The sequence below is a fragment of the Streptomyces sp. NPDC043812 genome (assembly GCF_056436245.1).
This window is the reverse complement of record NZ_JBWKCY010000011.1, coordinates 1-25,051: the sequence shown is the minus strand read 5'-3', so window position 1 is coordinate 25,051 and position 25,051 is coordinate 1. Positions and strand designations below refer to the sequence as shown.

The window sequence follows — 25,051 nt, the reverse complement described above, 5'->3', positions numbered from 1 at the left end:
CCCGGGCCCGGCCCCCGCAACCACCCCGGACCGGCCCCCCGGCCCCGGCAACGCAAAGGCCCCGGATGCGAAACGCATCCGGGGCCCTCAACGGTCAAGACATGCGGCGCCTACGGCGCCTCCGCCGCCCGTGCCTCGCGCGACTCGCGACGGTTGTCACGGAACGTGTTCACCCGTCGTGCCGTCGCGAACAGCGGAATCGTCGCCGCCATCACGATCTGCAGCGCACAGCCCATCTGCAGCAGCACCTGGCCGCCCGGCGCGTCGAACGCCCACGCCGCCAGCATGCCCATCGCCGCCACGATCCAGCCGAGCATCGCCACCGCGAGGACACCCCGCGGCTTCGGGTACTCGACCCGGCTGACCATGAGCCAGGCCGTACCGATGATCGCGAGCAGCGTCGGGATGAACGGCAGCTCGAGCAGCACGATCGAGACGACCGTGAGCGCGCCGAAGGGGCTCGGCATGCCCTGGAACATGCCGTCCTTCATCGTCACGCACGAGAATCTGGCGAGTCGTAGCACGACCGCCAGCAGCACGACGATCGCGGCCACCGCCGACACCCGCTGGTGCGCGTCGTCCGCGACCATGCCGTAGACCAGCACGAAGTACGCCGGCGCGAGACCGAAGCTGATCAGGTCGGAGAGGTTGTCCAGCTCCGCGCCCATCGGCGACGACCGCAGCTTGCGGGCCACGAGCCCGTCGCAGAGGTCGAAGATCGCCGCCAGCAGCATCAGGATCACGGCGGTCGCGGCACTGTGCCGCGCCATGCCGGTCTCCTGGCTGCCCTGCAGATGCGGGATGAGGATTCCGGTGGTGGTGAAGTACACCGCCATGAATCCGCACGTGGCGTTACCGAGCGTGAGGGTGTCCGCTATCGACAGCCGCAGAGAGAGCGGCATCTCCTCCGCGTCGTCCTCTTCCTCGGACTCCGCGACCCAGTTGGAAGCCTGTGTGTCGGGATCAATCACGGTCAATGCGAGTCACCCCCGCAGTCGTGGTCTGACCGACCTCGACGGCGACGTCCACACCTTCCGGAAGGTAGATGTCGACGCGCGAGCCGAAGCGGATCAGGCCGATGCGCTCTCCCTGCTCCACCTTGGTGCCCTGCGGAATGTACGGCACGATGCGCCGTGCGACCGCGCCGGCGATCTGCACCATCTCGATGTCGCCGAGTTCGGTGTCGAAGTGCCAGACAACGCGCTCGTTGTTCTCGCTCTCCTTGTTGAACGCGGGGACGAAGCCGCCGGGGATGTGCTCGACCGACGTCACCGTGCCCGCGAGCGGGGCGCGATTGACATGCACATTGAGCGGGCTCATGAAGATCGCGACGCGGGTGCGCCCGTCCTTCCACGGCATGATGCTCTGCACCACGCCGTCGGCGGGGGAGATGACGCGGCCGGACGCGATCTCGCGCTCGGGGTCGCGGAAGAACCACAACATGCCCGCCGCGAGCGCGGTGGTGGGCACGGCAATGGCCGCAGCCCGCCGCGAACGGCGGGCGCGGGCCAGGCTGAGAGCAGCGGTGGCGACGGTCGGCAGAAGCCACGGCGATGCTCCGCGCGCAAGGCGGACGCGGCCGCGTGGTGCAGAGGTTTGGCTGTGGGGCATGGATGACCTTCGTAGCGGATGATGCCGCGCTGGCAACGGGGGACGGCGGCTTTCCGGCCGATGTTATCGGGTGCGGAGCACAACTGGGAAAGCCGGAAGCCGAGTCGGAGGCCGGAAGATGATCACAGGGTGTGATCTCCTTCGCGGCCTTACCGGCCCAAAAGCGACAATCAACCCTGGAATCGGTACTCCTCGAGCAGCCGACGACCAATGATCATTTTCTGGATTTCGGCGGTACCCTCACCGATCAGCAGCATCGGAGCCTCTCGGTAGAGGCGCTCGATCTCGTACTCCTTGGAGAAGCCGTAGCCGCCGTGGATCCGGAAGGCGTCCTCGACGACTTCCTTGCAGTATTCGGAGGCGAGGTACTTCGCCATCCCTGCCTCCAGGTCGTTTCGCTCCCCGGAGTCCTTTTTGCGTGCCGCGTTCACCATCATCGCATGGGCGGCCTCGACCTTGGTAGCCATCTCGGCCAGCTTGAACTGAATGGCCTGGTGCTGGGCGATCGCCTTGCCGAAAGTGTGACGCTGCTGGGCATACGAGACACCCAGCTCGAAGGCACGCTGGGCGACGCCGCAGCCACGGGCGGCGACGTTGACGCGGCCGACCTCGACGCCGTCCATCATTTGGTAAAACCCTCGGCCCGTGGTGCCGCCGAGGACCCGATTGGCCGGAATGCGCAGTCCGTCCATGATGAGTTCGGTCGTGTCGACGCCCTTGTAACCCATCTTGTCGATCTTCCCGGGGATGGTGAGGCCGGGGCGGACCTCTCCGAAGCCGGGCTCCTTCTCGACGAGGAAGGTCGTCATCGACTTGTGCGGGGCCGTGCCCTCGGGGTGTCCTTCGTCACTCCGGCACAGAACGGCCACCAGCGTGGACGTTCCACCGTTCGTCAGCCACATCTTCTGCCCGTTGAGGACGTACTCGTCGCCGTCCTTCACACCCTTGGAGGTGATGGCCGACACGTCCGAACCGAGGCCGGGCTCGGACATCGAGAACGCGCCCCGCACCTCGCCCAGCGCCATGCGCGGCAGGAAGGTGTCCTTCTGCTCCTGCGTGCCGTGCTGCTTGAGCATGTACGCCACGATGAAGTGCGTGTTGATGATGCCCGAGACGGACATCCAGCCACGGGCGATCTCCTCGACGCACAGCGCGTAGGTGAGAAGGGACTCGCCCAGGCCGCCGTACTCCTCCGGGATCATCAGGCCGAACAGGCCGAGTTCCTTGAGGCCGTCGACGATCTGCTGCGGGTACTCGTCCTTGTGCTCCAGCTGGGTGGCGACAGGGATGATCTCCTTGTCGACGAAGTCCCGGACGGTGGACAGGATCTCCTGCTGGACGTCGGTCAGACCAGCGGTCTGGGCGAGTCGGGCCATGACTACTTCTCCTGTGCCTTCAGCTCCGGGCGGCCGGGCTGCTCGCCGCCGCGCTCCTTGATGTACGTCTCGGTCGGGACCATCACCTTGCGCCTGAAGACGCAGACGAGCGTGCCGTCCTGCTTGTAGCCCTTGGTCTCGACGTAGACGATGCCGCGGTCGTTCTTCGACTTCGACGGCGTCTTGTCGAGGACGGTGGTCTCGCCGTAGATGGTGTCGCCGTGGAACGTCGGCGCCACGTGCCGCAGCGACTCGATCTCCAGGTTGGCGATCGCCTTGCCGGAGACGTCCGGGACGGACATGCCGAGCAGCAGCGAGTAGATGTAGTTCCCCACCACGACGTTCTTGCCGAAGTCCGTGGTGTTCTCCGCATAGTTGGCGTCCATGTGGAGGGGGTGGTGGTTCATCGTGAGGAGACAGAAGAGGTGGTCGTCGTACTCCGTGACCGTCTTTCCGGGCCAGTGCTTGTAGACGGCCCCGACCTCGAACTCCTCGTACGTGCGTCCGAACTGCATGTGGCTCAGGCCTCCGGGATCTCGAACTTGCTGGTGCGCTGCATGCCGGCGGCGCGGCCCTTGCCGGAGACGACCAGCGCCATCTTGCGGCTGGCCTCGTCGATCATCTCGTCGCCGAGCATCGCGGAGCCCTTCTTGCCGCCTGCCTCGGACGTGTAGTAGTCGTACGCGTCCAGGATCAGCTCGGCGTGGTCGTAGTCCTCCTGCGAGGGCGAGAAGATCTCGTTGGACGCCTCGACCTGGCCCGGGTGCAGCACCCACTTGCCGTCGAAGCCGAGGGCCGCGGCGCGCTGGGCGACGGCGCGGTAGCCGTCGATGTTGCGGATCTGGAGGTAGGGGCCGTCGATCGCCTGGAGGTTGTTGGCGCGGGCGGCCATGAGGATCTTCATCAGGATGTAGTGGTAGGCGTCCGCGGGGTAGCCGGGCGGCTGCTCGCCGACGACCAGGGACTTCATGTTGATGGAGGCCATGAAGTCGGCCGGGCCGAAGATGATCGTCTCGACGCGCGGGGAGGCCTGCGCGATCGCGTTGACGTTGTTGAGGCCCTGCGCGTTCTCGATCTGCGCCTCGATGCCGATCTTGCCGACCTCGAAGCCCATCGTCTTCTCGATCTGGGTGAGCAGCAGGTCGAGTGCGACGACCTGCTCGGCGGTCTGGACCTTCGGCAGCATGATGCAGTCGAGGTTCTGGCCGGCGCCCTCGACGACGGTGACGACGTCACGGTAGGTCCAGTGCGTGGTCCAGTCGTTGACCCGCACGACACGCGTCTTGCCGGTCCAGTCACCCTCGTTGAGGAACTTCACGATGGTGTGCCGTGCGTCCGGCTTGGCGAGCGGCGCGCACGCGTCCTCCAGGTCGAGGAAGACCTGGTCGGCCGGCAGCCCCTGGGCCTTCTCCAGGAAGCGGGGGTTGCTTCCCGGCACCGCGAGACACGAGCGGCGGGGGCGAAGCCGGTTCACGGGGTGCACAGGCGTGGTCATGCGGGGACCTCCAGAGGGTCGAGCTTGTTCGCTTTACGGATCTCGTCGACGATACGGCCGATGATCTCCGTGATACCGAAGTCCTTCGGGGTGAATACGGCGGCCACTCCCGCCGCCTTCAGGTCCGCGGCGTCGGCGTTCGGGATGATCCCGCCGACGATCACGGGGATGTCGGCCGCGCCGGCCTCGCGCAGCCGCTCCAGCACATCCGGCACCAGCTCGGCGTGCGAGCCGGACAGGATCGACAGCCCCACGCAGTGCACGTCCTCCGCGAGGGCGGCGGAAACGATCTGCTCCGGGGTGAGCCGGATGCCCTGGTAGACCACCTCGAACCCGGCGTCGCGGGCCCTTACGGCGATCTGCTCGGCGCCGTTGGAGTGCCCGTCCAGGCCGGGCTTGCCGACCAGCAGCCGCAGCCGGCCCGCGCCGATGTCCTCCGCGGTGCGCGACACCTTCTCGCGCACGACGGCGAGCGGGGTGCCCGCCTCGGCGGTGACGGCGACCGGGGCGCTGCTGACGCCCGTCGGCGCACGGAACTCGCCGAAGACGTCACGCAGCGCCCAGGCCCACTCGCCGGTGGTGACGCCCGCACGCGCACACTCGACGGTGGCCGCCATCAGGTTCTCGGTCCCCGCGGCCGCCTTCTTCAGCGCCGCGAGGGATTCGGCCGCGCGCCCCTCTTCACGACCCGCACGCCACTCGTGCAGCTTGGCGACGACCCGGGCCTCGTTCGCCGGGTCGACTGTCATGATCGCCGTGTCGAGGTCCGCGGTGAGCGGGTTGGGCTCGGTGGTCTCGAAGATGTTGACGCCGATGATCTTCTCGTCGCCCGCCTCGATCCGGGCCCGCCGCTCGGCGTGCGAGGACACGAGCTGCGACTTGAGGTAACCGGACTCGACGGCCGCCATGGCGCCGCCCATCTCCTGGATCCGGTCGATCTCCGCGAGGCATTCGTCGACGAGGGAACCGACCTTCGCCTCGATGACATGGGAGCCCGCGAAGATGTCCTCGTACTCGAGCAGGTCCGACTCGTGCGCCAGTACCTGCTGGATGCGCAGCGACCACTGCTGGTCCCAGGGGCGGGGCAGACCCAGCGCCTCGTTCCAGGCGGGCAGCTGCACGGCGCGCGCCCGCGCGTCCTTGGACAGCGTCACGGCGAGCATCTCCAGCACGATGCGCTGGACGTTGTTCTCCGGCTGAGCCTCGGTCAGACCGAGAGAGTTGACCTGCACGCCGTAACGGAAGCGGCGCTGCTTGTCGTTCTCGATGCCGTACCGCTCGCGGGTCACCTTGTCCCAGATGCGGCCGAAGGCGCGCATCTTGCACATCTCCTCGACGAAGCGGACACCCGCGTTCACGAAGAACGAGATGCGGGCGACCACGTCGCCGAACTTCTCCGCCGGCACCTGGCCCGAGTCGCGGACCGCGTCGAGCACGGCGATCGCGGTGGACATCGCGTACGCGATCTCCTGGACCGGGGTGGCCCCGGCCTCCTGCAGGTGGTAGCTGCAGATGTTGATCGGATTCCACTTGGGGATGTTGGCCACCGTGTACGTGATCATGTCGGTGGTCAGGCGCAGCGAAGGACCGGGCGGGAAGACGTGAGTCCCGCGCGACAGGTACTCCTTGACGATGTCGTTCTGCGTCGTGCCCTGGAGCCTGGTGATGTCCGCGCCCTGCTCCTCGGCGACCACCTGGTACAGCGCCAGCAGCCACATGGCGGTGGCGTTGATGGTCATCGAGGTGTTCATCTGCTCCAGGGGGATGTCCTGGAACAGCCGGCGCATGTCGCCCAGATGGGAGACCGGCACACCGACCCGGCCGACCTCGCCGCGGGCGAGGATGTGGTCGGGGTCGTAACCGGTCTGTGTCGGCAGGTCGAACGCGACCGACAGTCCCGTCTGCCCCTTGGCGAGGTTGCGCCGGTACAGCTCGTTGGACGCCTCGGCGGTCGAATGCCCCGCGTACGTCCGCATGAGCCAGGGCCGGTCCTTCTTACGCTCTGTCATCTAACAGACCTCAGACATTCCTGAAGCGGTTGATGGCGTCGATGTGCTTCTCGCGCAGCTCGGGGTCGCTGACGCCGAGGCCCTCCTGCGGGGCGAGCGCGAGGACGCCGACCTTGCCCTGGTGGAGGTTGCGGTGCACGTCGTACGCCGCCTGGCCGGTGTCCTCCAGGGAGTAGACCTTGGAGAGCGTCGGGTGGATCTTGCCCTTGGCGATCAGGCGGTTGGCCTCCCACGCCTCGCGGTAGTTCGCGAAGTGCGAGCCGATGATCCGCTTCAGCGACATCCACAGGTAGCGGTTGTCGTACTCGTGGTTGTAGCCCGACGTCGACGCGCAGGTGACGATGGTGCCGCCCTTGCGGGTGACGTACACACTCGCGCCGAAGGTCTCGCGTCCGGGGTGCTCGAAGACGATGTCCACGTCCTCGCCGCCGGTGAGTTCACGGATGCGCTTGCCGAACCGCTTCCACTCGCGCGGGTCCTGGTTGTGCTCGTCCTTCCAGAACTTGTAGCCCTCGGCGTTGCGGTCGATGATCGCCTCGGCGCCCATCGCGCGGCAGATGTCCGCCTTCTGGTCGCTGGAGACGACACAGATCGGGTTGGCGCCGCCGGCCAGCGCGAACTGGGTGGCGTAGGAGCCGAGTCCGCCGCTGGCGCCCCAGATCAGGACGTTGTCGCCCTGCTTCATGCCGGCGCCGTTGCGGGAGACCAGCTGACGGTACGCGGTGGAGTTGACCAGGCCGGGGGCCGCCGCCTCCTCCCAGCTGAGGTGCTTCGGCTTCGGCATCAGCTGGTTGGACTTGACCAGTGCGATCTCGGCGAGGCCACCGAAGTTGGTCTCGAAGCCCCAGATGCGCTGCTCGGGGTCGAGCATCGTGTCGTTGTGGCCGTCCGAGGACTCCAGCTCGACCGAGAGGCAGTGCGCGACGACCTCGTCACCGGGGTTCCAGGCGTTGACGCCGGGACCGGTGCGCAGGACGACGCCCGCGAGGTCGGAGCCGATGATGTGGTACGGCAGGTCGTGGCGCTTGGACAGCTCGGACAGGCGTCCGTAGCGCTCCAGGAACCCGAACGTCGACACGGGCTCGAAGATCGAGGTCCACACGGAGTTGTAGTTGACGGAGCTCGCCATGACGGCGACGAGGGCCTCACCGGGCCCCAGTTCGGGGACGGGCACGTCGTCGAGGTGGATCGACTTGCGCGGGTCCTTGTCGCGGCTCTCGAGGCCGGCGAATATCTCCGTCTCGTCCTTGTGCACGGTGATCGCGCGGTAGGACTCGGGGAGCGGCAGAGCGGCGAAGTCGGCGGAGGTGGACTCCGGCGACTGGATCGCGTCCAGGATTTCCTTCACGGTGTTGCCTCCGGCGAAGAGCGTCCGGCGGGACGCTGAGGGGTACGTCGGGTGATGCTGCTGCTGTGGAGGTGTGCCGTCGGTTCGGCGTGTGGTGCTGCTGGCAGCGCTGGTGTGCGCGAAAGGTGCCTGTGACGCAGGCGTCCGGGCGCTCATCCGGGGGACGGTTGAGGGGACAGCCGACGCACGAGAGGTCTCTGCGCGCCGGCCGCCCGGACAACATCAACGTATGGCACCGCGTGCCAGGTGACAAGACACTGCGTGCCAAGAATTTCTCTCAGATGCAATCTGGCGGACACATATGAGCGATGATCGATCGGACGACCCCTGTGACCATGCAAAAGGCCGCCCCGAACCGGGGCGGCCTTGCGTGAAGTGATGCAGTCGTAGCGGTACGTGAACTGTTGTGAGAGCCGGTTCATACCGCCATACGAGTGAATTCCCGTGAGCTGTGTGCGGCTCTTGCCGGTGCGAGCGGTCAGTTCTCCTTGAGCGCCTGCTCGATCGTGCGCATGACCTCGCTCAGTGGCGCGTCCGTACGGGCCACGGCCACCAGGACCTCACCCTGGGAGCGCACCATGGCCACCGGCTCATCGGCAGCGGCCGTCTCGGCCATGACCGCGGCGGACTTGCGGCCCGCTCCTATCCCCGTGCCGAACGTGTCACGGACGATCGCGAACGCGTGGTCCAGCTGGGCCTCCACGTCGCCCTGACCGCCCGCCCGCAGCCAGCGGCGCAGCACATGGTTGTGCGCGGTGACGACCGCCGACGCGGCCACCTCCGCCAGCAGCGGGTCGTCATTGCCCGCGTGGTGGTCGCGCTCGTCGAAATGGCCCAGCAGATAGCGCGTGAACAGACGCTCGTAGCGGGCCACCGAGGCGATCTCGCGCTCCCGCAGCGTCGGCACCTCACGGGTGAGGCGGTAGCGCTCGACGGAGACGGCGGGGGAGGCCGCGTACATCCGCATGACCTCCTTGATGCCACGGCACACCGTGTCGAGCGGGTGCTCGTGGGGCGGGGCCGCGTTCAGCACCGCCTCGGCCCGCACCAGGGTGTCGTCGTGGTCCGGGAAGATCGCCTCTTCCTTGGAGCGGAAGTGACGGAAGAAGGTCCGTCGCGCCACACCGGCCGTCGCGGCGATCTCGTCGACGGTCGTCGCCTCGTACCCCTTCGTCGCGAACAACTCCATGGCCGCCGCCGCGAGTTCGCGGCGCATCTTCAGGCGCTGAGCGGCGGCGCGGGAGCCTGCGGCGGTTTCCGGAGTGTCGGACGCGGCGCCGGCGCGGCCGGGCCGGCGGGCGGGATCAGCGGGCTGGGGCATGACCTGAACGTACTGCATCCGTTCGGCCGGGCGCGCCTGCGGGTCGGGCCCGACGCGGTCCGCGGCGTGGGGCGGGCTCCCCGGACCGAGGAGCCCGCCCCAGCCGCCGTCGACATCAGCGGCGGGCATATTCGCGGAAGCCGCGACCCGTCTTGCGGCCGAGGCATCCCGCGGCCACCAGGTGCTCCAGCAGCGGCGCCGGGGCCAGACCCGGGTCGCGGAACTCCTTGTGCAGGACCTTCTGGATGGCGAGCGAGACATCGAGGCCGACCACGTCGAGGAGCTGGAACGGCCCCATCGGGTAGCCGCCGCCCAGTTTCATCGCGGCGTCGATGTCGTCGAGGGTGGCGTAGTGCTCCTCGACCATCCGGATCGCGTTGTTCAGGTACGGGAAGAGCAGCGCGTTCACGATGAAGCCGGCGCGGTCGCCGCAGTCCACCGGGTGCTTCCTGATCTTCGTCGTGACCTCGCGGACCGTCGCGTGGACGTCGTCCGCGGTCAGGACCGTGCGGACCACCTCCACCAGCTTCATGGCGGGGGCCGGGTTGAAGAAGTGCATGCCGATCACGTCCTGCGGGCGCGAGGTGGCGCGGGCGCAGGCGACGACGGACAGCGAGGAGGTCGTGGTGGCGAGCACCGCGCCCGGCTTGCAGACCTTGTCCAGCGTCGCGAAGAGCTGCTGCTTGATCTCCAGGTCCTCGGCCACGGCCTCGACGGCCAGGTCGACGTCGGCGAAGGCGTCGAGCGAACCGGCGGGCGACACCCGGGCCAGCGTCGCGTCACGCGCCTCCTCCGTCATCCGGCCCTTGGCGACCGAGCGGTTCAGCGACTTGGTGATCAGACCCTTGGCCGCCTCGGCCTTCTCCAGGCTGCGCGCGGCGAGAACGACGTCGTAACCGGCCTTGGCGAAGACCTCGGCGATGCCGCTCGCCATCGTGCCCGAGCCGGCCACGCCGACCGAGGAGACGGAACGGCCCGCGCCGGAGCCCGCCGCCGGCTGCGGGGTGAGCGAGTCCGGCACGACATCGGCGCTGCCGGGGGCGGCGTAGCTGTAGAAGCCGCGGCCCGCCTTGCGCCCGGTCAGCCCCGCCTCGCTGAGCTGCTTGAGGATCGGCGTGGGGGCGTGCAGCCGGTCGCGGGACTCCGCGTACATCGCGTCGAGCACGGTGCGGGCGGTGTCGATACCGATCAGGTCCAGCAGGGCGAGCGGGCCCATCGGCAGTCCGCAGCCGAGCTGCATCGCGGAGTCGATGTCCTCGCGGGAGGCGTAGCGCGCCTCGTACATGGCCGCGGCCTGGTTGAGGTAGCCGAACAGCAGGCCGTCCGCCACGAATCCGGGCCGGTCGCCGACCGCGATCGGCTCCTTGCCCAGCTCGGCGGCGAGCGCGGTGACGGACTCGACGGCCTTCGGCGAGGTCAGCACGGACGAGACGACCTCGACGAGCTTCATCGCCGGGGCGGGGTTGAAGAAGTGCAGGCCGAGCACGCGCTCGGGGCGCTGGGACTCGGCGGCCAGCCGGGTCACGGACAGCGCGTTCGTCCCCGTGGCGATGATGGTCTCCGGGCGGACGAGGGCGTCCAGCTCGCGGATGACCAGCTGCTTGACCTCGTACGACTCGGGCACGACCTCGATCACGAGATCGGCGTCGGCCGCGGCCTGGAGATCGGAGAAGGTGCGGAAGCGGGCGAGGGTGTTGCGGCGCTCCTCCTCGGTGATCCGCTCGCGCTCCACGGCGCGGGCGGTGGAGGCCTCGAGCGCGACGACGGCCTGGCGGGCGGCGGCGTCGCTGACGTCGATGCCGATGACCTCGCGTCCGGCGCGGGCGAGCACCTCGGCGATGCCGGTGCCCATGGTGCCGAGTCCGACGACGGCGATGGTGTGCAGAGAGGTGTCCATCAGGGGACTCCAGGGATGAGTGACGACTGATGAGGGGAGCGCGCGCAGCAGGGCCACCGGCATGAGGGATGCCGAACAGGCGCAGGGCGCGCGGGCGTTCACTGGGCCGACGGACTCTGTCCCGTGTCACGTCGTACTACTCGGCAGAACTGCCGAACCGACTGCTCCCGGCGGTGGCTGCGTCACCAGGCCACCGCAGGTTGCGGGGGTTACCCGCTCACATGAGGTTAACTCGCGGGTAACGAGCGCGCCAGTCCCTGGGTGATGTGATCTGGATCGCTGCCCGAATTCCCGTCCGATCGTCGATACCCTCGCCTTCATGGACGAGGAGTTACGGTCGCTCGCGCAGCGGCTTCGGAGCGAGTCCGGTGGCGGCGCCGCCTATGAGCGGCTGCTGGTCACCGAGGACACCGAGGAACTCGCCGCGGTCCTCGTCGAGCGCGAACGCCCGCTGTGGGCCCGGGAGATCGCCGCTTTCCGGCTCGGCTGCGCCGGTGACCGCCGCGCCTTCGAATCCCTCGTGCTGCTGCTCAACCACCGCGACCCGGAACGTTGCGTCTCCGCCGCCCATGCGCTCCTTCTGCTGGACGACCCCCGCACGCCCCGGGCGGCGGCGGCTCTCGCCACCAACGAACTACGCGTCGCCTACGCCCTGACCCCGGTCCGTCTCCTGATCCGACTGCGCGCCCCGGAGTCCGCCCCCGCACTGATCACCCTCCTCGCCCGCCGCCTGAACCTGAGCGACCCGCACTGGCGCGTGGCACTGGCATGCGTGGAGGGCCTGGGCGCTCTCGGTGACGAACGCGCCGCCGAGGTCGTGCGCGCGGCCCTGCCCCACCCCCGTCTGACGGCGGCGGCGGCCGCGGCCCTGGCGCGGCTGGAATCCTGACGGACCCGGCGTTTCACGCCGTCGTCCGGCTGCCCGAGGAGCGCGGGCAGTATCAGGGCTGTCGTTCCTGGCAGGTGGGCCCGGCGGTCGTCGTCGCGGCCTGATCTCCGCTCGGGCGTGCGTCCGGACCGGGCACATGCGACGGCCGCCGGAGCCTTCTGCGGGTACGGGGCCGCAGGCGTGCCCGGGCGGCGTCCGCCATGCGGCGCGGCGTCCAGGGAGCGCGGGAACCCTCCACCGGACGTTGCGGCGGTACGGCCGGCCGGGGCGGCAGCGCAGGAAGACGGACCAACGCGTCCAGGCCGCCGCCCGGGGCCGCCTCCAGCATGGCGCGCCCGCCCCCCGCGACGGCCAGCCGCTGCACCAGAGCGAGGCCCAGACCACTGCCGCCCCCGGCCGCGCCCGGTGCCCGCCAGAAACGGTCGAAGGCACGGGCACGGTGTTCGGGCGGCAGGCCCGGGCCCTGGTCGATGACGTGCAACTCCGCCCAGCGGGCCCGGGCCTCACGCGTGCCGCGGCGGGTTCCGCGTGCCTGCCGCGTCTCCAGCCGCACCTCGGTCCCGGGCCCGGAGACCCGCAGCGCGTTGGAGAGCAGGTTGTCCAGAATCTGTTCCACCGCACCCGGTACGGCGAGCGCATGGCCGACGGGCTCACCCGCGAGGGTCAGCAGGCATCCGCGGGCGGCGAACAACGGGCCCCAGGTGGCGGCCCGTTCACGGGCGCACCGGTCCAGGTCGACCGGCTCCCTGACGGTCGCGTGTTCCTCCAGCCGGGCCATGGCCAGCAGTTTCTCGACCATCCGGGCGAGCCGTTCGGTCTCGGTCATCGCCGCGGTCAGGCTGCCCCGGGCGGCGGGGGCGATACCGGGTTCCAGGTTGTCCAGTCGCAGCCGCAGGGCGGCAAGCGGTGTCTTGAGCTGATGGGACGCCTCGCCCGCGAACGCCCGCTGCGACTGCATCACGTGCTCCAGGCGCGCGGCGGTGTCGTTGAAGGTGCCGGCCAGCCGGCGGACCTCGGGCGGACCGGTGGACGTCGCCAGGGTCGCACGGACGGAGAGGTCCCCGCGGGCCAGTTGTGCGGTCACGGCCTCCAGTTCCAGGATCGGGCGACCGGTCCAGCGCGCCACCGCAAGGCCCAGTCCCGCGAACGCCGTCAGGACGAGCAGCCCCGCAACGGCGAGCGTCAGCCAGACCCGGTGCACCCGCTGGGAGACCACCTCCGTGGGCAGCGACAGGTGCACGGCGCCGGAACGCGATGCTCCGACGGCCACCGGTGCCGCCGCGGACAGCCCATTCACCCGGCCGTACCTGCTGGTGCGGACCTCGGTCGCGGCCCGCCCGTGCAGCGCGGCGCGCACGTGCCGCCGGTCGAGCATGTCCCGGGCCTCGCGGTTGTCCAGCGGGCGGGACGCGGCACGGACCCGGCCGTCGCGGTCGAGCACGAACACCTCTCCGCCGATCCGCTCGGCACAGTGGTTCACGCGCCGGGCGAGCGCAGCCGTCTGGTCCGACCTGAGGGAGAGCCGGGCGTAAGCGGCGAGAGCCTCGGCCTCGTCCTCCGCGGTGCGCACGACGCGCTGTCGCTCCGCGCTGCTGTAGACGATGCCCAGCGGGACTTCCAGGCTGATGAGCACCAGCACGATGAGGGTGAGATAGCTCAGCCGCAGGCGACGGGTCACGGCCGCGGCACTCGGTCCGGGGCGAACGGCGGCGGGTCGGGGAACGAGACGTGGTCGGTGAGCCGGAAGCCGACCCCGCGCACGGTCTCGATCCAACGGGCGTCGCCGAGCTTGCGCCGCAGGGTGGCGACATGCACGTCCAGAGTCCTGGTCGGGCCGTGGAAATGCGGGTCCCACACCTGGTCGAGGATCTGCCGGCGGGTGTATACGGCACCGGGATCCTCCGTCAGGAGTGCCAGCAGGTCGAACTCCTTGGGCGTGAGGGCGACCTGTTCGGAGCCCAGCCGCACCTGGCGGGTGCGCCGGTCGACGACGAGCCCTCCCTGCCCGGCGTATCCGTCCCCGCCGAAAGCCTTTCGAGCTCCGGCGCCGGGGGCGTCCGCCGGGCCCGGGGTGCCGGCCGGCACCTCCGGTACGGCGGTCACCGCCGCCGGGCGGGCCGGTTCCGACGGACTCGCAAAGCCCTGAGCCGCGACGGCCGTGCGCCGGGTGACCGCCCGGACCCGGGCAATCAGCTCCCGGATGCTGAAAGGTTTCGCCAGGTAGTCGTCGGCCCCGATCTCCAGGCCCACGATCCGGTCGGCCTCCTCGCCCCGCGCAGTGAGCATGATGATCGGCACGTCGGAGACCTGACGGATGTGCCGGCAGACGTCGATGCCGTCGATGTCCGGCAGGCCGAGATCCAGCAGAACGATGTCCTCGTAGGGCGCGCCGAGTGCCTCGGATCCGGTGGCGACCCGCGCCACCGTCAGCCCGTAGCGGGCCAGTCCCTCGGCAAGGGGCTCGGCGATGGTGTCGTCGTCCTCGATGAGCAACACCCGCATGGTCGTCTTCCCATCCGTTCGTTCTCGGCGGCATGTCGGGGGCCCTGCCGGGTGCGCCTCAGGCGCGCGTCAAGGACCTTGTGTGCAGGGCGAGTTCGGCATCTGCACCGTACAACAGCACGTTGCCGGGAAGATCGTGACTCATCCCACCCCCGACGACCCGCGTTCTTGGCCCTGTTCTGCGTACACGCCCCCTCGCCGCAGAGAACTGCCCGGATCCTGGGCGGGCCTTAACGTGCTGCTGGCCTGGCGCTGACAACTGCCTCCCTACGGTCGTTGCCACAGTCCGCAGGCGCCGTCCCCGAGACGAGCGCCGCTGCGAACCCCAGGAGGCACCATGCAGGCCCTTCTCGACCATGCACGTTCCTTCCACCGGAATCTCGGCGACGACGCCGACACCTATCGCGCCCTCGCTGCCGGCCAGTCGCCCGAGGCCATGGTCATCAGCTGTTCGGACTCCCGCGTCGTCCCCGCACTCCTCACCGGCGCCGGACCGGGCAGGATCTTCGAACTGCGCAACGCCGGCAACATCGTTCCGCCGCCCGGCACGGGCACCCCCTCGGGCGAGGTCGCGACCATCGAGTACGCACTCGACGTGCTGGGGGTGCGGGACGTGGTGGTGTGCGGCCACTCGCACTGCGGAGCGATGGACGCCCTCGCCTCCGGCAGCGACCTGTCCGAACTCCCCGGCGTACAGGCGTGGCTGTCGCTGGTGCGCCCCGCGCTCGACCCGTACCTCGGCACGCCCTCCGGCACCCAACCGCAGCTCGAAGAGATCGTCCAGCGCAATGTCGTGCACCAGCTCGCGGTGCTGAGCTCCTATCCGGCGGCCCGCCGGCTCATGGACGCGGGCGCCCTCCGTCTGCACGGCTGGTTCTACCGCGTCGAGACCGGAGCGCTCCTGGAACTCGGGGACGAGGGGACGTTCGAGGCCCGCTGACGCCGCCCCCCGACCGCTCGGCCCCGTCGCACGGACCCCGGAGGACCCCCCATGACTTCCCCCACCCGAAAACGCGCCCGCCACGCCCGCCCGGCAGGCCGCTCCCTCCCCACCCTTCCCCACCTTCCCGCCACTGCCCGACGCGCGCCCGAAGCCCCCTCGGAACGGCCGCCCACCCTCGTCGAAGAACTGCGCGGAGCCTCGCTCGTGACCGAGATCACGGCGTCGTTCGTCGTCTTCCTGGTCGCTCTGCCGCTGTGCATCGGCGTGGCGGTCGCCTCCGGTGCACCCGCCGAACTCGGCATCATCTCCGGTGTGGTCGGCGGGCTGATCGTCGGCCTGATGCGCGGCAGCACCCTCCAGGTCAGCGGGCCCGCGGCCGGACTCGCCGCCCTCGTCGCGGAGGCCGTGGCCGCACACGGCCTGGCGACGCTCGGCATCATCGTCCTTGCATCCGGTGTCCTGCAGATCGGCCTCGCGCTCATCCGCCTCGGCCGGATGTTCCAGGCGATCTCCGTCGCCGTCGTCCAGGGGATGCTGGCCGGTATCGGCCTGCCGCTGATGATCAGCCAGTCCTACGTGCTGGCCGACAGCAAGGCTCCGGGCACTCCCGTGGAGAACGCGCTGGGCCTGCCCGATCTGATCACCACGGCCCTGAGCACCGGCAACGCCGTGATCGCCACGGCGCTCGGCCTCGCGACCGTCGTCCTGTGCTTCGTCTGGAAGAAGGTGCCCGGCCCCGTGGGCAAGGCGCCGGCGGCGCTGGTCGCCGTCGGCGTCGGCATGGCCGTGGCCGCGCTTCCCGGGGTGCGGATCAACACCCTCCGGGTGGGCGATCTGCTGGGCTCCGTGCACCTGCCCGGAGCCGCGGAGTTCGCCTCCCTGGCCGACCCCGCCGTGCTGGCCACCGTGCTCACGTTCACGGCGATCGCCTCCGCCGAGAGCCTGTTCACCGCCGCCGCCGTGGACCGTATGCACACCGGTGCGCGCACCCGCTACAACACCGAACTGCTCTCCCAGGGAGTGGGCAACACGGTGTGCGGCACGCTGGGCGCCCTGCCCATGACGGCCGTGGTCGCGCGCAGTTCGGCCAATGTCCAGGCGGGCGCCACGACCCGGCTCTCCCGCACCCTGCACGGGCTGTGGCTGCTGGGCTTCGCCCTGCTCCTGCCCGGCCTCCTCGCGCTGATCCCCATCACGGTGCTTGCCGGAGTGCTGGTGCACAGCGGCTGGAAGCTCCTCGCGCCCGAGCAGTTCCCGCGGTTGTGGAAGCAGGACAAGGGGGAGGCGATCGTGATGGCCGTCACCACCGTCGCGATCTTCGGTACCGCCCTGCTGGAGGGAGTCCTCATCGGACTTGCCGCGGGTGTCGTGCTGGCCGTGCTCCGCATGTCCCGCACCACCGTGCGGCACAGCACCGAGGGGGACACGGCGAAACTGACGATGACGGGCAGCGCCACCTTCATCAGGCTCCCTCAGCTGCTCGATGCGCTCGATGCCGTCGCCGCGGCCGGCCGTCCCCGGATCCGGCTCGACCTCACGGCCATGACACACCTCGACCACGCCTGCCGCACCCAGGTCGACGAGTTCGTCGCCCAGCAGCGCAGGAGCGGGAAGGTCCGGGTGGAACTGATGCTCCCGGGCGGCCCGACGGACGCTCCGACGGCAGGGCCCGGCGAGCCACCGCTCGCAAGCGGCGTACCCCGGCAGGCGGCGACGGGGGAGGAACGAGCGGACCTTCCGCACCCCGTGGCCCGCTTCGCCCGGGGCCGGGCGGCGGCACGTTCCGGTCACGACCCCGAACCACTCGCGTACGACGGGGAGTTCACCCGGTCGGCCGCAACCGAGGAGTTCGACATCGGTGCATGGGAGGAGGCGTTCAGGAGCGAGGCTCCCGGACGCGACACCGGTACCGCCCCGCGGCCCCTGCACCACCGCAACGCCCCGAGGCGGCCGAACGCCGGCCCCGGCTCCGGCCACGGCGGCCGCAACGACGCCAGGGCCGCCGGCCCGGACGAGGCCCTCGACTGGTGAATCGGTGGCCTGGGCGGCCCGGCCCAGGGCCTGTCCGGCGGATCATGCCGGACAGGCCCGTGGTCCCGAGGAGGGCTCAGCCCTTGAGCGTGAAGGTGAAGTCGCCGGAGAGCTTGCCGCTCAGCCGGACCGCCGAGACGAGCTTCCCCGCCGTGATCAGTCTCTCGACCTCGGCCCGCGAAAGACCGCAGCCTTGGGCGATCAGTCGCACCGGCCGGACAGGGATCCGCGCCGCAAAGCGGACCGAGACGTCGATCACCTCGCGGTCCAGGTGATCCGATCCGCCGGTGTCGAGGCGCCAGGCGTCGTCCCAGTCGAGGGCGATGCGATTACGGCGCTGCACGACCGGATCCTGGAGCAACTCGGCTGCCAGGCCAGGGTCGTTGTCATGCAGCCTGTCCAGCAGCTCAGGTCGTACGGAGCGCACGTTCATCCGCTCCAGGACCGTGAGCTTTGCCGTGTCCCCGCAAGCGGTACAGAGCACGAGGAGCCAGGCGTCGAGGAGCTTGTGGTGTGCGTTGACGCGAAATTTGCCGTTGGCCCGGAAGCGCTCGGACGCGCACACGTGGCATCGGCGGAGAACGGTCGGCAGGCAGGTGGGCATGACCATCCAGCTATTGAGCACAGAAGTACACCGGTTTCAGTGAGAAGTCCGCAGCAAAAAGGAGCGCGGCGCACATGCGCGACGCGCGACAGATCAGCGCTCGGGAGGTCTCACAGGGTGTACAACGGCACGTCCTTGCCCAGACGACTTGGTTCGGCAGCACGGTAGTGGCGCACAGCGGCGCTGCTCCACTGGTTTTCGAGCGGCTCACCGCCAGGTCGGCGGTGCGGACGGTGCCACCTTGGGCGCCCCTGAGGCGTGCTGGTGGGCGCGGACAGAGGTGGAGTCGACGTTGGCGTCCCGATCGACGGCACCCGCGGCGTCGGCCTGGGCTCGGACGTGCGAGAGGAGCATCTCCCAGGTGCTGTCGGCCGACCACAGTAAGAACTCCTGACGGAATGACTCTCAAGTCACGTTGGAGCTTGGCCGGTGGGTAGCGGCCGCGTGCGAGGATGCTGCCGTGCTGGATGAGATCGACGCGGTGGACTGGGACTCCATACCGGGCCATCCCGACTGGTATGAACCGGATCGCGCCGCCCGTGGTCTACGTGCCCTGGCCGAGGCGGCGAACCTGGTACAGGCCGCGGAGGCCGGCTCGCGGCTTGGCGGCGGTGGAATTGTTCATGGCCACAGTGGCGCGGTGTTCCCAGCGGCTGTGGTTGCGGCCCCGCTGCTCCTGGACATCGCCCAGCAGGGTCACGCGGCGGCGCGGGACACCGCGTTGGGGCTGCTTGATGAGGCTCTGTCGTGCTACCCGCATGCCGGGTACACCCGGGTGGCAGGTTCTGGCGGCACCGTGGTTCCCCTCTGCTGTGCCATCGCCCACCACTTGCGAGCTCGCGCCGATTTCCTTGCCGGGCTGGGCAAGAGGGGCAAGTCATTGCTGGCCGACGCGGCCGCGCACTGGCGCTTCGAGATCCGCGAGTGCATCGCCGACAGCGGCGACACGGCAGCCTTCGGCATCCTGGCCGGCTGTCTCCCCGACGGCGTACACGCGGCGGAAATGCATCTCGCTGGAGCCATCACCATGCTGAGCGGACTCACCCTCGAATACCCGCCCGCAGAGGGCTCTCTCGAAGCATGCCTGCGGGTGATCGCCCGGCATCCGGGCGAACTGCCGCCAGGTGCCGTGCTGTATCCGGCGGAGTGCGGGGATTTTGTGCACTGACTGGCTGCCATGCTTCAGGACCTTCTGGCGCAGAGACCGACTGCCGCCGTGACGCGGCAAGACGCCTCCAGCAGATCAGGGCGCATCCGAGGGTGAGGAAGGCTGCGTGGATGTCGTCGCGGATCTCCCAGCGGATCCGCAGGCGGCGGAACCAGTGCAGGTGGGCGAAGGCGCGCTCGACGACCGAGCGTTGAGTGCCCAGACCGGAGCCGTGATCGGTGCCGCGTCGTGCGATCACGGGCTTCACCCGAGGGTGCCCTGGAACACCAGCACGTCCGGATGCCGCTTGCGTCCCCGGAGTGTCCCGCTCGTACGGAACACGTGCGATCGGGGAGACAGGACCTACGGTGTTTCGTCCCCCTCGTTCGCGTCCCCCGCGTCAGGGAGGATGGCGAACGCCTCGATCTCGACGAGCAGTTCGGGCCGAATCAGGGCCGCGACCTGCACGGCCGAGCTCGACGGCTGCCGCACGGGGTCGATCACCTCGTCGCGTGCCGCCCTGACCGCCGGGAGATGGGCGATGTCGGTCACGAAGTACGTCAGTTTGATGACGTCGTCGAACGAGGCGCCTGCCGCGGCCAGGCAGCGGCGGAGGTTCGCGAACACCTGCCGCGCCTGGGCCGCCGGGTCGTCCACACCGACGACAGTTCCGTCCTCGGCGAAGGCGCATTGGCCGGAGACCGCCACGAAGCGGCCGGTGCCGAGGACGACATGGCTGTAGCCGTTGCCGGGCGCAACACCCTCGGGGGCACGTACATGCGTGAGGTGAGAGGACATGCGCACATCCTCGCCCACGGCGCGGCGCCTCGGCACTCCGGCCGTCAGGGCAGGACCGTCCCGCCGTCCGGATCCGGGTACCCGGGCTCAGCGCGGTCCGCACGCCGCACATGCAGATGGCCTTCCAGCGGGAAGGCGGGCGGCCATGCGGGCAGGAGCCGGGCGAACTCGTAGCCGCACTTCTGCGCGACCCGGCACGACGCCTCGTTGTCCACCTGGTGGAGCAGTTCCAGGCGTTCCAGCCCCTCGGTCCCGAACGTGTCGAAGGCCCAGGCACCGAGCGCTTCGAGAGCCCGCGGGGCGATGCCCCGGCCGCGGGCTTCGACCGCCGTCCAGTAACCGACCTCGGCTGAAGCGGCGCCGGTGTCCGCCCTCTTCAGGACCACGTTGCCGAGGAGGCGGCCGGCCTCGGCGGACTCCTCCCGGACGGCGAAGGCGAATCGCTCGCCCGCCGCCCAGCCCTGCTGCTGGACCCCGACCCACCGCGCCGCCTCCGTGACGTCGTCCAGGGTCGTGGAGGTCAGGCGCCGCAACACGGGATCGCGATACGCCTCGACGAGGGCGGAGGCGTCCGCCAGGCACCAGGGACGAAGAACGAGCGCAGGAGCAGAGGGTGTTCCGTCCGCTCGCAGGACGGCTGTGATGCCCGCCGACGGGCCGGTCGATGCGGTCATCGCGGTGTCCTTGCCCGCAGTGCCCGCACGGACCAGTCGAGCGCCGGTCCCGGAGACTGCGGTGCGGGCCAGTCGTTGATCGTCGCGAGCAGGCGGAAGTACCTGTCCCTGCGAGGGCGGTCGATCCTCCGCAGCCGCGTCAGCAGCAGTCGGGGCAGCCGGGTGTCGTCGGCGGGACTGCCGAGGAGTCGCGCGCAGCGGGCGGTGAGCGCCGCGACGACGGGCTCGGCCCGGACCGATGCCGGTGCGATGCCCGCGGCCAGGGCGGGGCCCACCACGTCGCGGACCGTCGCGGCGAGGTCGGGCTGCGGAGCCGTGGCGCCAGGTGTGCGCCCGGCCGCGTGGTCCTCGGCCGTCCGGCGCAACTCGGCCCGGAATTCCGGCTCCTGGGCCAGCTCCGCCAGCTCGACCCAGGCCCGCAGCTGTTCCGTGGTGGGACGGTCGGGCAGCTCCGGGGTCATCGAGCGCATGATCCCGGCGAATGCTTCGTCGGTGCCGAATCCGCCGAAGACGGCGTCGAGGAAGTCGCCCACCAGACCTCGGCGCTGGTCCTCGGAGAGTGTGGCCAGTCTGTGCATGAGATCCATCTCCTCGGGGGTGGACCCGCGTTCGGCGACCGCTGTCAGTACCGCGCGCCGCCGGCGCAGCACACGGATCTGTACGTCCAGTGCCTCGGCGTGCGCTGCGGCGACCTCCGTCAGCGGCAGCTCCCGGTTCAGCACCCTGCGGACGGTCGCGAGGTCCACTCCCAGTTCGCGCAGGGTCCGCACGAGGTCCAGGCGCGACGCGGCGTCGGCGTCGTACAGGCGGTAGCCGGCCGGGGTGCGGCCGGTCGGTGTCACGATCCCCTGGTCGGACCAGAACCGGATGGTCTTCACCGTGAGGCCGGTGCGCAGGGCCAGTTCGCCGATCGAGCAGAGCGTGTCGCCGTTCATGCCCCCACCTTCGGGTCTCCCCCTGGAGGAGACGCAAGCCCGCGCGTCCGCGGCACCGATCGCCTGCGGCCACCGGTGATCACCGTACGTCGTGAGGACGAACGAAGATCAGGCGGTGGCCGCAGGTCGCCACGTGGTGCCTGCCCGTGGCGGTCGATGTGCGAGCGGGCCCGTCAGCTGCTGACGTACTCCGCGAGGTGCTCGCCGGTGAGGGTGGAGCGCTTGGCGACCAGGTCGGCGGGGGTGCCCTCGAAGACGATCTTGCCGCCGTCGTGGCCGGCACCGGGGCCGAGGTCGATGATCCAGTCGGCGTGCGCCATGACCGCCTGGTGGTGCTCGATGACGATCACCGACTTGCCGGAGTCGACGAGCCGGTCGAGCAGGCCGAGGAGGTGCTCGACGTCGGCGAGGTGGAGGCCCGTGGTCGGCTCGTCGAGAACGTAGACGCCGCCCTTGTCGCCCATGTGGGTGGCCAGCTTGAGCCGCTGCCGCTCGCCGCCGGACAGCGTGGTGAGCGGCTGGCCGAGGGTGAGATAGCCGAGCCCGACGTCGGCGAGCCGGTCGAGGATCTTGTGCGCGGCGGGCGTGTGGGCCTCGCCGGCGCCGAAGAACTCCTCGGCCTCGGTCACCGACATCGCGAGCACCTCGCTGATGTCGCGGCCGCCGAGGTGGTAATCGAGCACCGAGGCGTCGAACCGCTTGCCCTCGCACTGCTCACAGGTGGTGGCCACCCCGGCCATCATCGCCAGGTCGGTGTAGATGACGCCGGCCCCGTTGCAAGTGGGGCAGGCACCCTCGGAGTTGGCGCTGAACAGCGCCGGCTTCACGCCGTTCTCCTTGGCGAACGCCTTGCGGATCGGCTCGAGAAGTCCGGTGTACGTCGCCGGGTTGCTGCGCCGGGAGCCCTTGATCGGGGTCTGGTCGACCGCCACCACACCCTCGTCGGCCGGGATCGAGCCGTGCACGAGGGAGCTCTTGCCGGAACCGGCGACGCCGGTGATGACGGTGAGCACGCCGAGCGGGATGTCGACGTCGACGTCTCGCAGGTTGTTCGCCGTCGCGCCGCGGATCTCCAGGGCGCCGGTGGCCTTGCGCACCGTTTCCTTGAGGGTGGCCCGGTCGTCGAGATGGCGGCCGGTGACAGTGCCGCTGGCCCGCAGTCCCTCGAGGGTGCCCTCGAAGCAGACGGTGCCGCCCGCCGTACCCGCGCCGGGGCCGAGGTCGACGACGTGGTCGGCGATCGCGATCGCCTCCGGCTTGTGCTCGACGACGAGCACCGTGTTGCCCTTGTCCCGCAGCTGCAGCAGCAGGTCGTTCATCCGCTGGATGTCATGCGGGTGCAGCCCGATCGTCGGCTCGTCGAAGACGTACGTGACGTCGGTGAGCGAGGAGCCGAGGTGGCGGATCATCTTGACGCGCTGCGCCTCGCCGCCCGACAGCGTGCCCGCGGGACGATCGAGCGAGAGATAGCCGAGCCCGATCTCCACGAACGAGTCGAGCGTCCGCTGCAGTGTGGTGAGCAGCGGCGCCACCGAAGGCTCCTTGAGAGAGCGGACCCACTCGGCCAGGTCCCTGATCTCCATGGAGCAGCAGTCGGCGATGCTCTTCCGCTTGATCTTCGACGAGCGCGCGCCCTCGTTCAGCCGGGTGCCGTCACATTCGGGGCAGGTGGTGAAGGTGACCGCCCGCTCCACGAACGCCCGGATGTGCGGCTGCATCGCCTCCTTGTCCTTGGACAGGAACGACTTCTGGATCTTGGGGATGAGCCCCTCGTAGGTGAGGTTGACGCCGTTGACCTTGACCTTGACCGGCTCCCCGTAGAGGAAGTCCTGCAGCTCCTTCTTGGTGTACCTGCGGATCGGCTTGTCCGGGTCGACGAAGCCGGACTGGGCGTAGACCTGCACGGTCCACTGGCTGTCCGACTTCCAGCCGGGGATGGTGAACGCGCCCTCGGCGAGCGACTTGGAGTCGTCGTACAGCTGGGTGAGGTCGATGTCGGTGACCTTGCCCCGGCCCTCGCAGCGCCCACACATGCCGCCGGTGATGCTGAAGCTGCGCCGCTCCTTCACGGCCTTCCCGGCCTTCTGCACGGTGACCGCGCCCGCCCCGCTGATCGAGGCGACGTTGAAGGAGAACGCCTGAGCGGAGCCGATGTGCGGCTTGCCGAGCCGGCTGAACAGGATGCGCAGCATCGCGTTGGCGTCGGTGGCGGTGCCGACCGTGGAGCGTGGGTCGGATCCCATGCGCTGCTGGTCGACGCTGATCGCGGTCGTCAGACCGTCGAGCACGTCGACGTCGGGCCGTGCGAGGTTGGGCATGAAACCCTGCACGAAGGAGCTGTACGTCTCGTTGATCATCCGCTGCGACTCCGCGGCGATCGTGTCGAACACCAGCGAGCTCTTGCCCGAGCCGGAGACGCCGGTGAACACCGTCAGCCGACGCTTCGGAATCTCGACGCTGACGTCCTTGAGGTTGTTCACGCGCGCGCCGTGCACGCGGATCAGATCGTGGGCGTCGGCAACATGCTGCGCAGGCGACTGCGTGTCCGTTCTTGTGGCCATGCTTGTCGTGTCTCCATCTGTTGAGCGGGGCCGCCGTCGCGGTCTCCGTCGGCGTCGTCCCGCTCGATCCGACCGGCTTCGAGAGTTGCGTCCGATTCTTGTTCGTCGGCACGGTCGCGGCAACGGTCCACTGTCCACGCGATCCGTGGTGTTGGCCGTGGTGGCGCGACGCACGTCCGACACCCCGGCCGCGCGGCGCGCCGGCCGTGGTGTCGGACCGATCAGTTCACTGCTTGCGAGGCTGGCTGAAGCGCAGCATGTTGCCGGCCGGGTCGCGGAAGGCGCAGTCGCGGACGCCGTACGGCTGGTCGATCGGCTCCTGCAGCACATCGCCGCCCGCCGCGCGGATGCGTTCGAACGTGGCGTCGCAGTCGTCGGTCCGGAAGATGACGCCGCGCAGCATGCCCTTTGCCATCAGCTCGGCCACTGCCTGCCTGTCGGCGTCGGAGGCGTTCGGGTCCGCGAGCGGCGGCTCGAGGACGATGTCCACATCGGGCTGCGACGGCGAGCCGACGGTCACCCAGCGCATCCCCTCGAAACCGACGTCGTTGCGCACCTCCAGGCCGAGAACGTCCCGGTAGAAGGCGAGCGCCTTGTCGTGGTCGTCGACGGCGATGAAGCACTGCGAAAGGTTGATGTCCATGCGTTTCACGCTACGGGCGGGGGGTCGGGTTTCGCTTCTCCATTCCTGACCGGTCGCGTGCGGATCCCGGCGGCAGGATCCGAACGGAAGACCCCAGGTCCCGTACGGGCGGTCCAGCGAGGTGCCGTAGCTGTCGTCGAGGGCCCGACAAGATCGCAGGACGGGGCCTAGCCCCAATACCGGTGACTTTGGCTGGTGTTGGTCGTTGGATGTGGTGTGCCAAGGCCTGGACAGGTGAAGTCGTCGGGTGAGCGGTTGTCGGACCGG

The 25,051-nt window shown here is 69.8% G+C and carries 21 protein-coding genes and 1 pseudogene; 4 read left to right on the top strand and 18 right to left on the bottom strand.

Annotated elements, in window-relative coordinates; genetic code table 11:
- Positions 1-110: 110 nt before the first annotated feature.
- The 9 genes from pssA to AC067Z_RS17695 all read right to left on the bottom strand — a co-directional run bounded on the left by pssA (position 111) and on the right by AC067Z_RS17695 (position 11,057).
- Positions 111-971, bottom strand: coding sequence for a CDP-diacylglycerol--serine O-phosphatidyltransferase (pssA, locus tag AC067Z_RS17735; RefSeq protein WP_478790646.1), 861 nt, complete (start codon positions 969-971; stop codon positions 111-113).
- The gene (locus AC067Z_RS17730; protein ID WP_478790449.1) at positions 964-1,611 is read right to left on the bottom strand and encodes a phosphatidylserine decarboxylase; all 648 of its coding nucleotides are present in this window, start codon (positions 1,609-1,611) and stop codon (positions 964-966) included. Before AC067Z_RS17730 ends, pssA begins: the two co-directional genes overlap by 8 nt.
- Positions 1,612-1,781: 170 nt before the next feature.
- Entirely contained in the window at positions 1,782-2,987 is a 1,206-nt protein-coding gene (locus tag AC067Z_RS17725; RefSeq protein WP_478790448.1) for an acyl-CoA dehydrogenase family protein, read from the bottom strand.
- 2 nt (positions 2,988-2,989) lie between these two features.
- The gene (locus AC067Z_RS17720; protein ID WP_190159287.1) at positions 2,990-3,502 is read right to left on the bottom strand and encodes a MaoC family dehydratase; all 513 of its coding nucleotides are present in this window, start codon (positions 3,500-3,502) and stop codon (positions 2,990-2,992) included.
- Positions 3,503-3,507: 5 nt separating this feature from the next.
- Positions 3,508-4,482: an HpcH/HpaI aldolase/citrate lyase family protein gene (locus AC067Z_RS17715; RefSeq protein WP_478790447.1), complete on the bottom strand. Its 975-nt coding sequence runs from the start codon at positions 4,480-4,482 to the stop codon at positions 3,508-3,510.
- Positions 4,479-6,491 carry a protein meaA gene (locus tag AC067Z_RS17710; protein WP_478790446.1) on the bottom strand — a complete coding sequence of 671 codons (2,013 nt, stop codon included), beginning with the start codon at positions 6,489-6,491 and terminating at the stop codon, positions 4,479-4,481. Before AC067Z_RS17710 ends, AC067Z_RS17715 begins: the two co-directional genes overlap by 4 nt.
- A gap of 10 nt (positions 6,492-6,501) precedes the next feature.
- Positions 6,502-7,839, bottom strand: coding sequence for a crotonyl-CoA carboxylase/reductase (gene ccrA / locus AC067Z_RS17705; RefSeq protein ID WP_478790445.1), 1,338 nt, complete (start codon positions 7,837-7,839; stop codon positions 6,502-6,504).
- 478 nt (positions 7,840-8,317) lie between these two features.
- The gene (locus tag AC067Z_RS17700; protein ID WP_478790645.1) at positions 8,318-9,178 is read right to left on the bottom strand and encodes a TetR family transcriptional regulator; all 861 of its coding nucleotides are present in this window, start codon (positions 9,176-9,178) and stop codon (positions 8,318-8,320) included.
- 97 nt (positions 9,179-9,275) lie between these two features.
- A complete protein-coding gene (locus AC067Z_RS17695) occupies positions 9,276-11,057 on the bottom strand; it encodes a 3-hydroxyacyl-CoA dehydrogenase family protein (RefSeq protein ID WP_478790444.1) in 1,782 nt (593 codons plus the stop codon).
- Between the two features lie 319 nt (positions 11,058-11,376).
- Between AC067Z_RS17695 and AC067Z_RS17690 the strand changes: the two genes are divergently transcribed.
- Positions 11,377-11,946: an adenylosuccinate lyase gene (locus AC067Z_RS17690; RefSeq protein ID WP_478790443.1), complete on the top strand. Its 570-nt coding sequence runs from the start codon at positions 11,377-11,379 to the stop codon at positions 11,944-11,946.
- A 52-nt stretch (positions 11,947-11,998) separates the two neighbouring features.
- On the opposite strand, the gene AC067Z_RS17685 is transcribed toward AC067Z_RS17690, so the two are convergent.
- Entirely contained in the window at positions 11,999-13,624 is a 1,626-nt protein-coding gene (locus AC067Z_RS17685) for a sensor histidine kinase (RefSeq protein ID WP_478790442.1), read from the bottom strand.
- Complete coding sequence (locus AC067Z_RS17680) at positions 13,621-14,448, bottom strand: response regulator transcription factor (RefSeq protein WP_478790441.1); 828 nt, start codon at positions 14,446-14,448, stop codon at positions 13,621-13,623. The genes AC067Z_RS17685 and AC067Z_RS17680 overlap by 4 nt, the downstream gene beginning before the upstream one ends.
- A gap of 337 nt (positions 14,449-14,785) precedes the next feature.
- On the opposite strand from AC067Z_RS17680, the gene AC067Z_RS17675 reads away from it, so the two are divergent.
- On the top strand, positions 14,786-15,388 hold the full coding sequence (locus AC067Z_RS17675; protein ID WP_478790440.1) for a carbonic anhydrase: 603 nt from the start codon (positions 14,786-14,788) through the stop codon (positions 15,386-15,388).
- A 51-nt stretch (positions 15,389-15,439) separates the two neighbouring features.
- Positions 15,440-17,422 (top strand): SulP family inorganic anion transporter, encoded by a 1,983-nt coding sequence (locus AC067Z_RS17670; RefSeq protein ID WP_478790439.1) that lies wholly within the window; start codon positions 15,440-15,442, stop codon positions 17,420-17,422.
- Between the two features lie 76 nt (positions 17,423-17,498).
- Here the strand turns inward: AC067Z_RS17670 and AC067Z_RS17665 are convergent, their stop codons facing one another.
- Positions 17,499-18,047 carry a DUF1062 domain-containing protein gene (locus tag AC067Z_RS17665; protein ID WP_478790438.1) on the bottom strand — a complete coding sequence of 183 codons (549 nt, stop codon included), beginning with the start codon at positions 18,045-18,047 and terminating at the stop codon, positions 17,499-17,501.
- Positions 18,048-18,486: 439 nt separating this feature from the next.
- Here AC067Z_RS17665 and AC067Z_RS17660 point away from each other — a divergent pair, with 439 nt between their 5' ends.
- Complete coding sequence (locus tag AC067Z_RS17660) at positions 18,487-19,194, top strand: hypothetical protein (protein WP_478790437.1); 708 nt, start codon at positions 18,487-18,489, stop codon at positions 19,192-19,194.
- A 58-nt stretch (positions 19,195-19,252) separates the two neighbouring features.
- Here AC067Z_RS17660 and AC067Z_RS17655 read toward each other — a convergent pair.
- From AC067Z_RS17655 to AC067Z_RS17630, 6 genes and pseudogenes are all read right to left on the bottom strand, one after another.
- Positions 19,253-19,441, bottom strand: a pseudogene (locus AC067Z_RS17655) (transposase); the annotation flags it as partial.
- Between the two features lie 95 nt (positions 19,442-19,536).
- Positions 19,537-19,971: a RidA family protein gene (locus tag AC067Z_RS17650; protein WP_478790436.1), complete on the bottom strand. Its 435-nt coding sequence runs from the start codon at positions 19,969-19,971 to the stop codon at positions 19,537-19,539.
- Positions 19,972-20,015: 44 nt separating this feature from the next.
- Entirely contained in the window at positions 20,016-20,645 is a 630-nt protein-coding gene (locus AC067Z_RS17645; protein WP_478790435.1) for a GNAT family N-acetyltransferase, read from the bottom strand.
- Positions 20,642-21,580, bottom strand: a complete 939-nt coding sequence (locus tag AC067Z_RS17640) for a helix-turn-helix domain-containing protein (protein WP_478790434.1) — start codon at positions 21,578-21,580, stop codon at positions 20,642-20,644. Before AC067Z_RS17640 ends, AC067Z_RS17645 begins: the two co-directional genes overlap by 4 nt.
- A gap of 173 nt (positions 21,581-21,753) precedes the next feature.
- Positions 21,754-24,141, bottom strand: a complete 2,388-nt coding sequence (locus AC067Z_RS17635; protein WP_478790433.1) for an ATP-binding cassette domain-containing protein — start codon at positions 24,139-24,141, stop codon at positions 21,754-21,756.
- Between the two features lie 226 nt (positions 24,142-24,367).
- A complete protein-coding gene (locus tag AC067Z_RS17630; RefSeq protein ID WP_478790432.1) occupies positions 24,368-24,784 on the bottom strand; it encodes a VOC family protein in 417 nt (138 codons plus the stop codon).
- Between the last annotated feature and the right edge of the window lie 267 nt (positions 24,785-25,051).

Excerpts from the sequence above, each read along its gene's own strand:
- AC067Z_RS17640 (WP_478790434.1), bottom strand. The coding sequence starts at position 21,580 with ATGAACGGCGACACGCTCTGCTCGATCGGCGAACTGGCCCTGCGCACC.
- AC067Z_RS17730 (WP_478790449.1), bottom strand. The coding sequence starts at position 1,611 with ATGCCCCACAGCCAAACCTCTGCACCACGCGGCCGCGTCCGCCTTGCG.
- AC067Z_RS17650 (WP_478790436.1), bottom strand. The coding sequence starts at position 19,971 with ATGTCCTCTCACCTCACGCATGTACGTGCCCCCGAGGGTGTTGCGCCC.
- AC067Z_RS17630 (WP_478790432.1), bottom strand. The coding sequence starts at position 24,784 with ATGGACATCAACCTTTCGCAGTGCTTCATCGCCGTCGACGACCACGAC.
- AC067Z_RS17710 (WP_478790446.1), bottom strand. The coding sequence starts at position 6,491 with ATGACAGAGCGTAAGAAGGACCGGCCCTGGCTCATGCGGACGTACGCG.
- AC067Z_RS17720 (WP_190159287.1), bottom strand. The coding sequence starts at position 3,502 with ATGCAGTTCGGACGCACGTACGAGGAGTTCGAGGTCGGGGCCGTCTAC.
- AC067Z_RS17670 (WP_478790439.1), top strand. The coding sequence starts at position 15,440 with ATGACTTCCCCCACCCGAAAACGCGCCCGCCACGCCCGCCCGGCAGGC.
- AC067Z_RS17675 (WP_478790440.1), top strand. The coding sequence starts at position 14,786 with ATGCAGGCCCTTCTCGACCATGCACGTTCCTTCCACCGGAATCTCGGC.
- AC067Z_RS17700 (WP_478790645.1), bottom strand. The coding sequence starts at position 9,178 with ATGCAGTACGTTCAGGTCATGCCCCAGCCCGCTGATCCCGCCCGCCGG.
- AC067Z_RS17715 (WP_478790447.1), bottom strand. The coding sequence starts at position 4,482 with ATGACCACGCCTGTGCACCCCGTGAACCGGCTTCGCCCCCGCCGCTCG.
- AC067Z_RS17680 (WP_478790441.1), bottom strand. The coding sequence starts at position 14,448 with ATGCGGGTGTTGCTCATCGAGGACGACGACACCATCGCCGAGCCCCTT.
- AC067Z_RS17695 (WP_478790444.1), bottom strand. The coding sequence starts at position 11,057 with ATGGACACCTCTCTGCACACCATCGCCGTCGTCGGACTCGGCACCATG.
- AC067Z_RS17645 (WP_478790435.1), bottom strand. The coding sequence starts at position 20,645 with ATGACCGCATCGACCGGCCCGTCGGCGGGCATCACAGCCGTCCTGCGA.
- AC067Z_RS17690 (WP_478790443.1), top strand. The coding sequence starts at position 11,377 with ATGGACGAGGAGTTACGGTCGCTCGCGCAGCGGCTTCGGAGCGAGTCC.
- AC067Z_RS17725 (WP_478790448.1), bottom strand. The coding sequence starts at position 2,987 with ATGGCCCGACTCGCCCAGACCGCTGGTCTGACCGACGTCCAGCAGGAG.
- AC067Z_RS17635 (WP_478790433.1), bottom strand. The coding sequence starts at position 24,141 with ATGGCCACAAGAACGGACACGCAGTCGCCTGCGCAGCATGTTGCCGAC.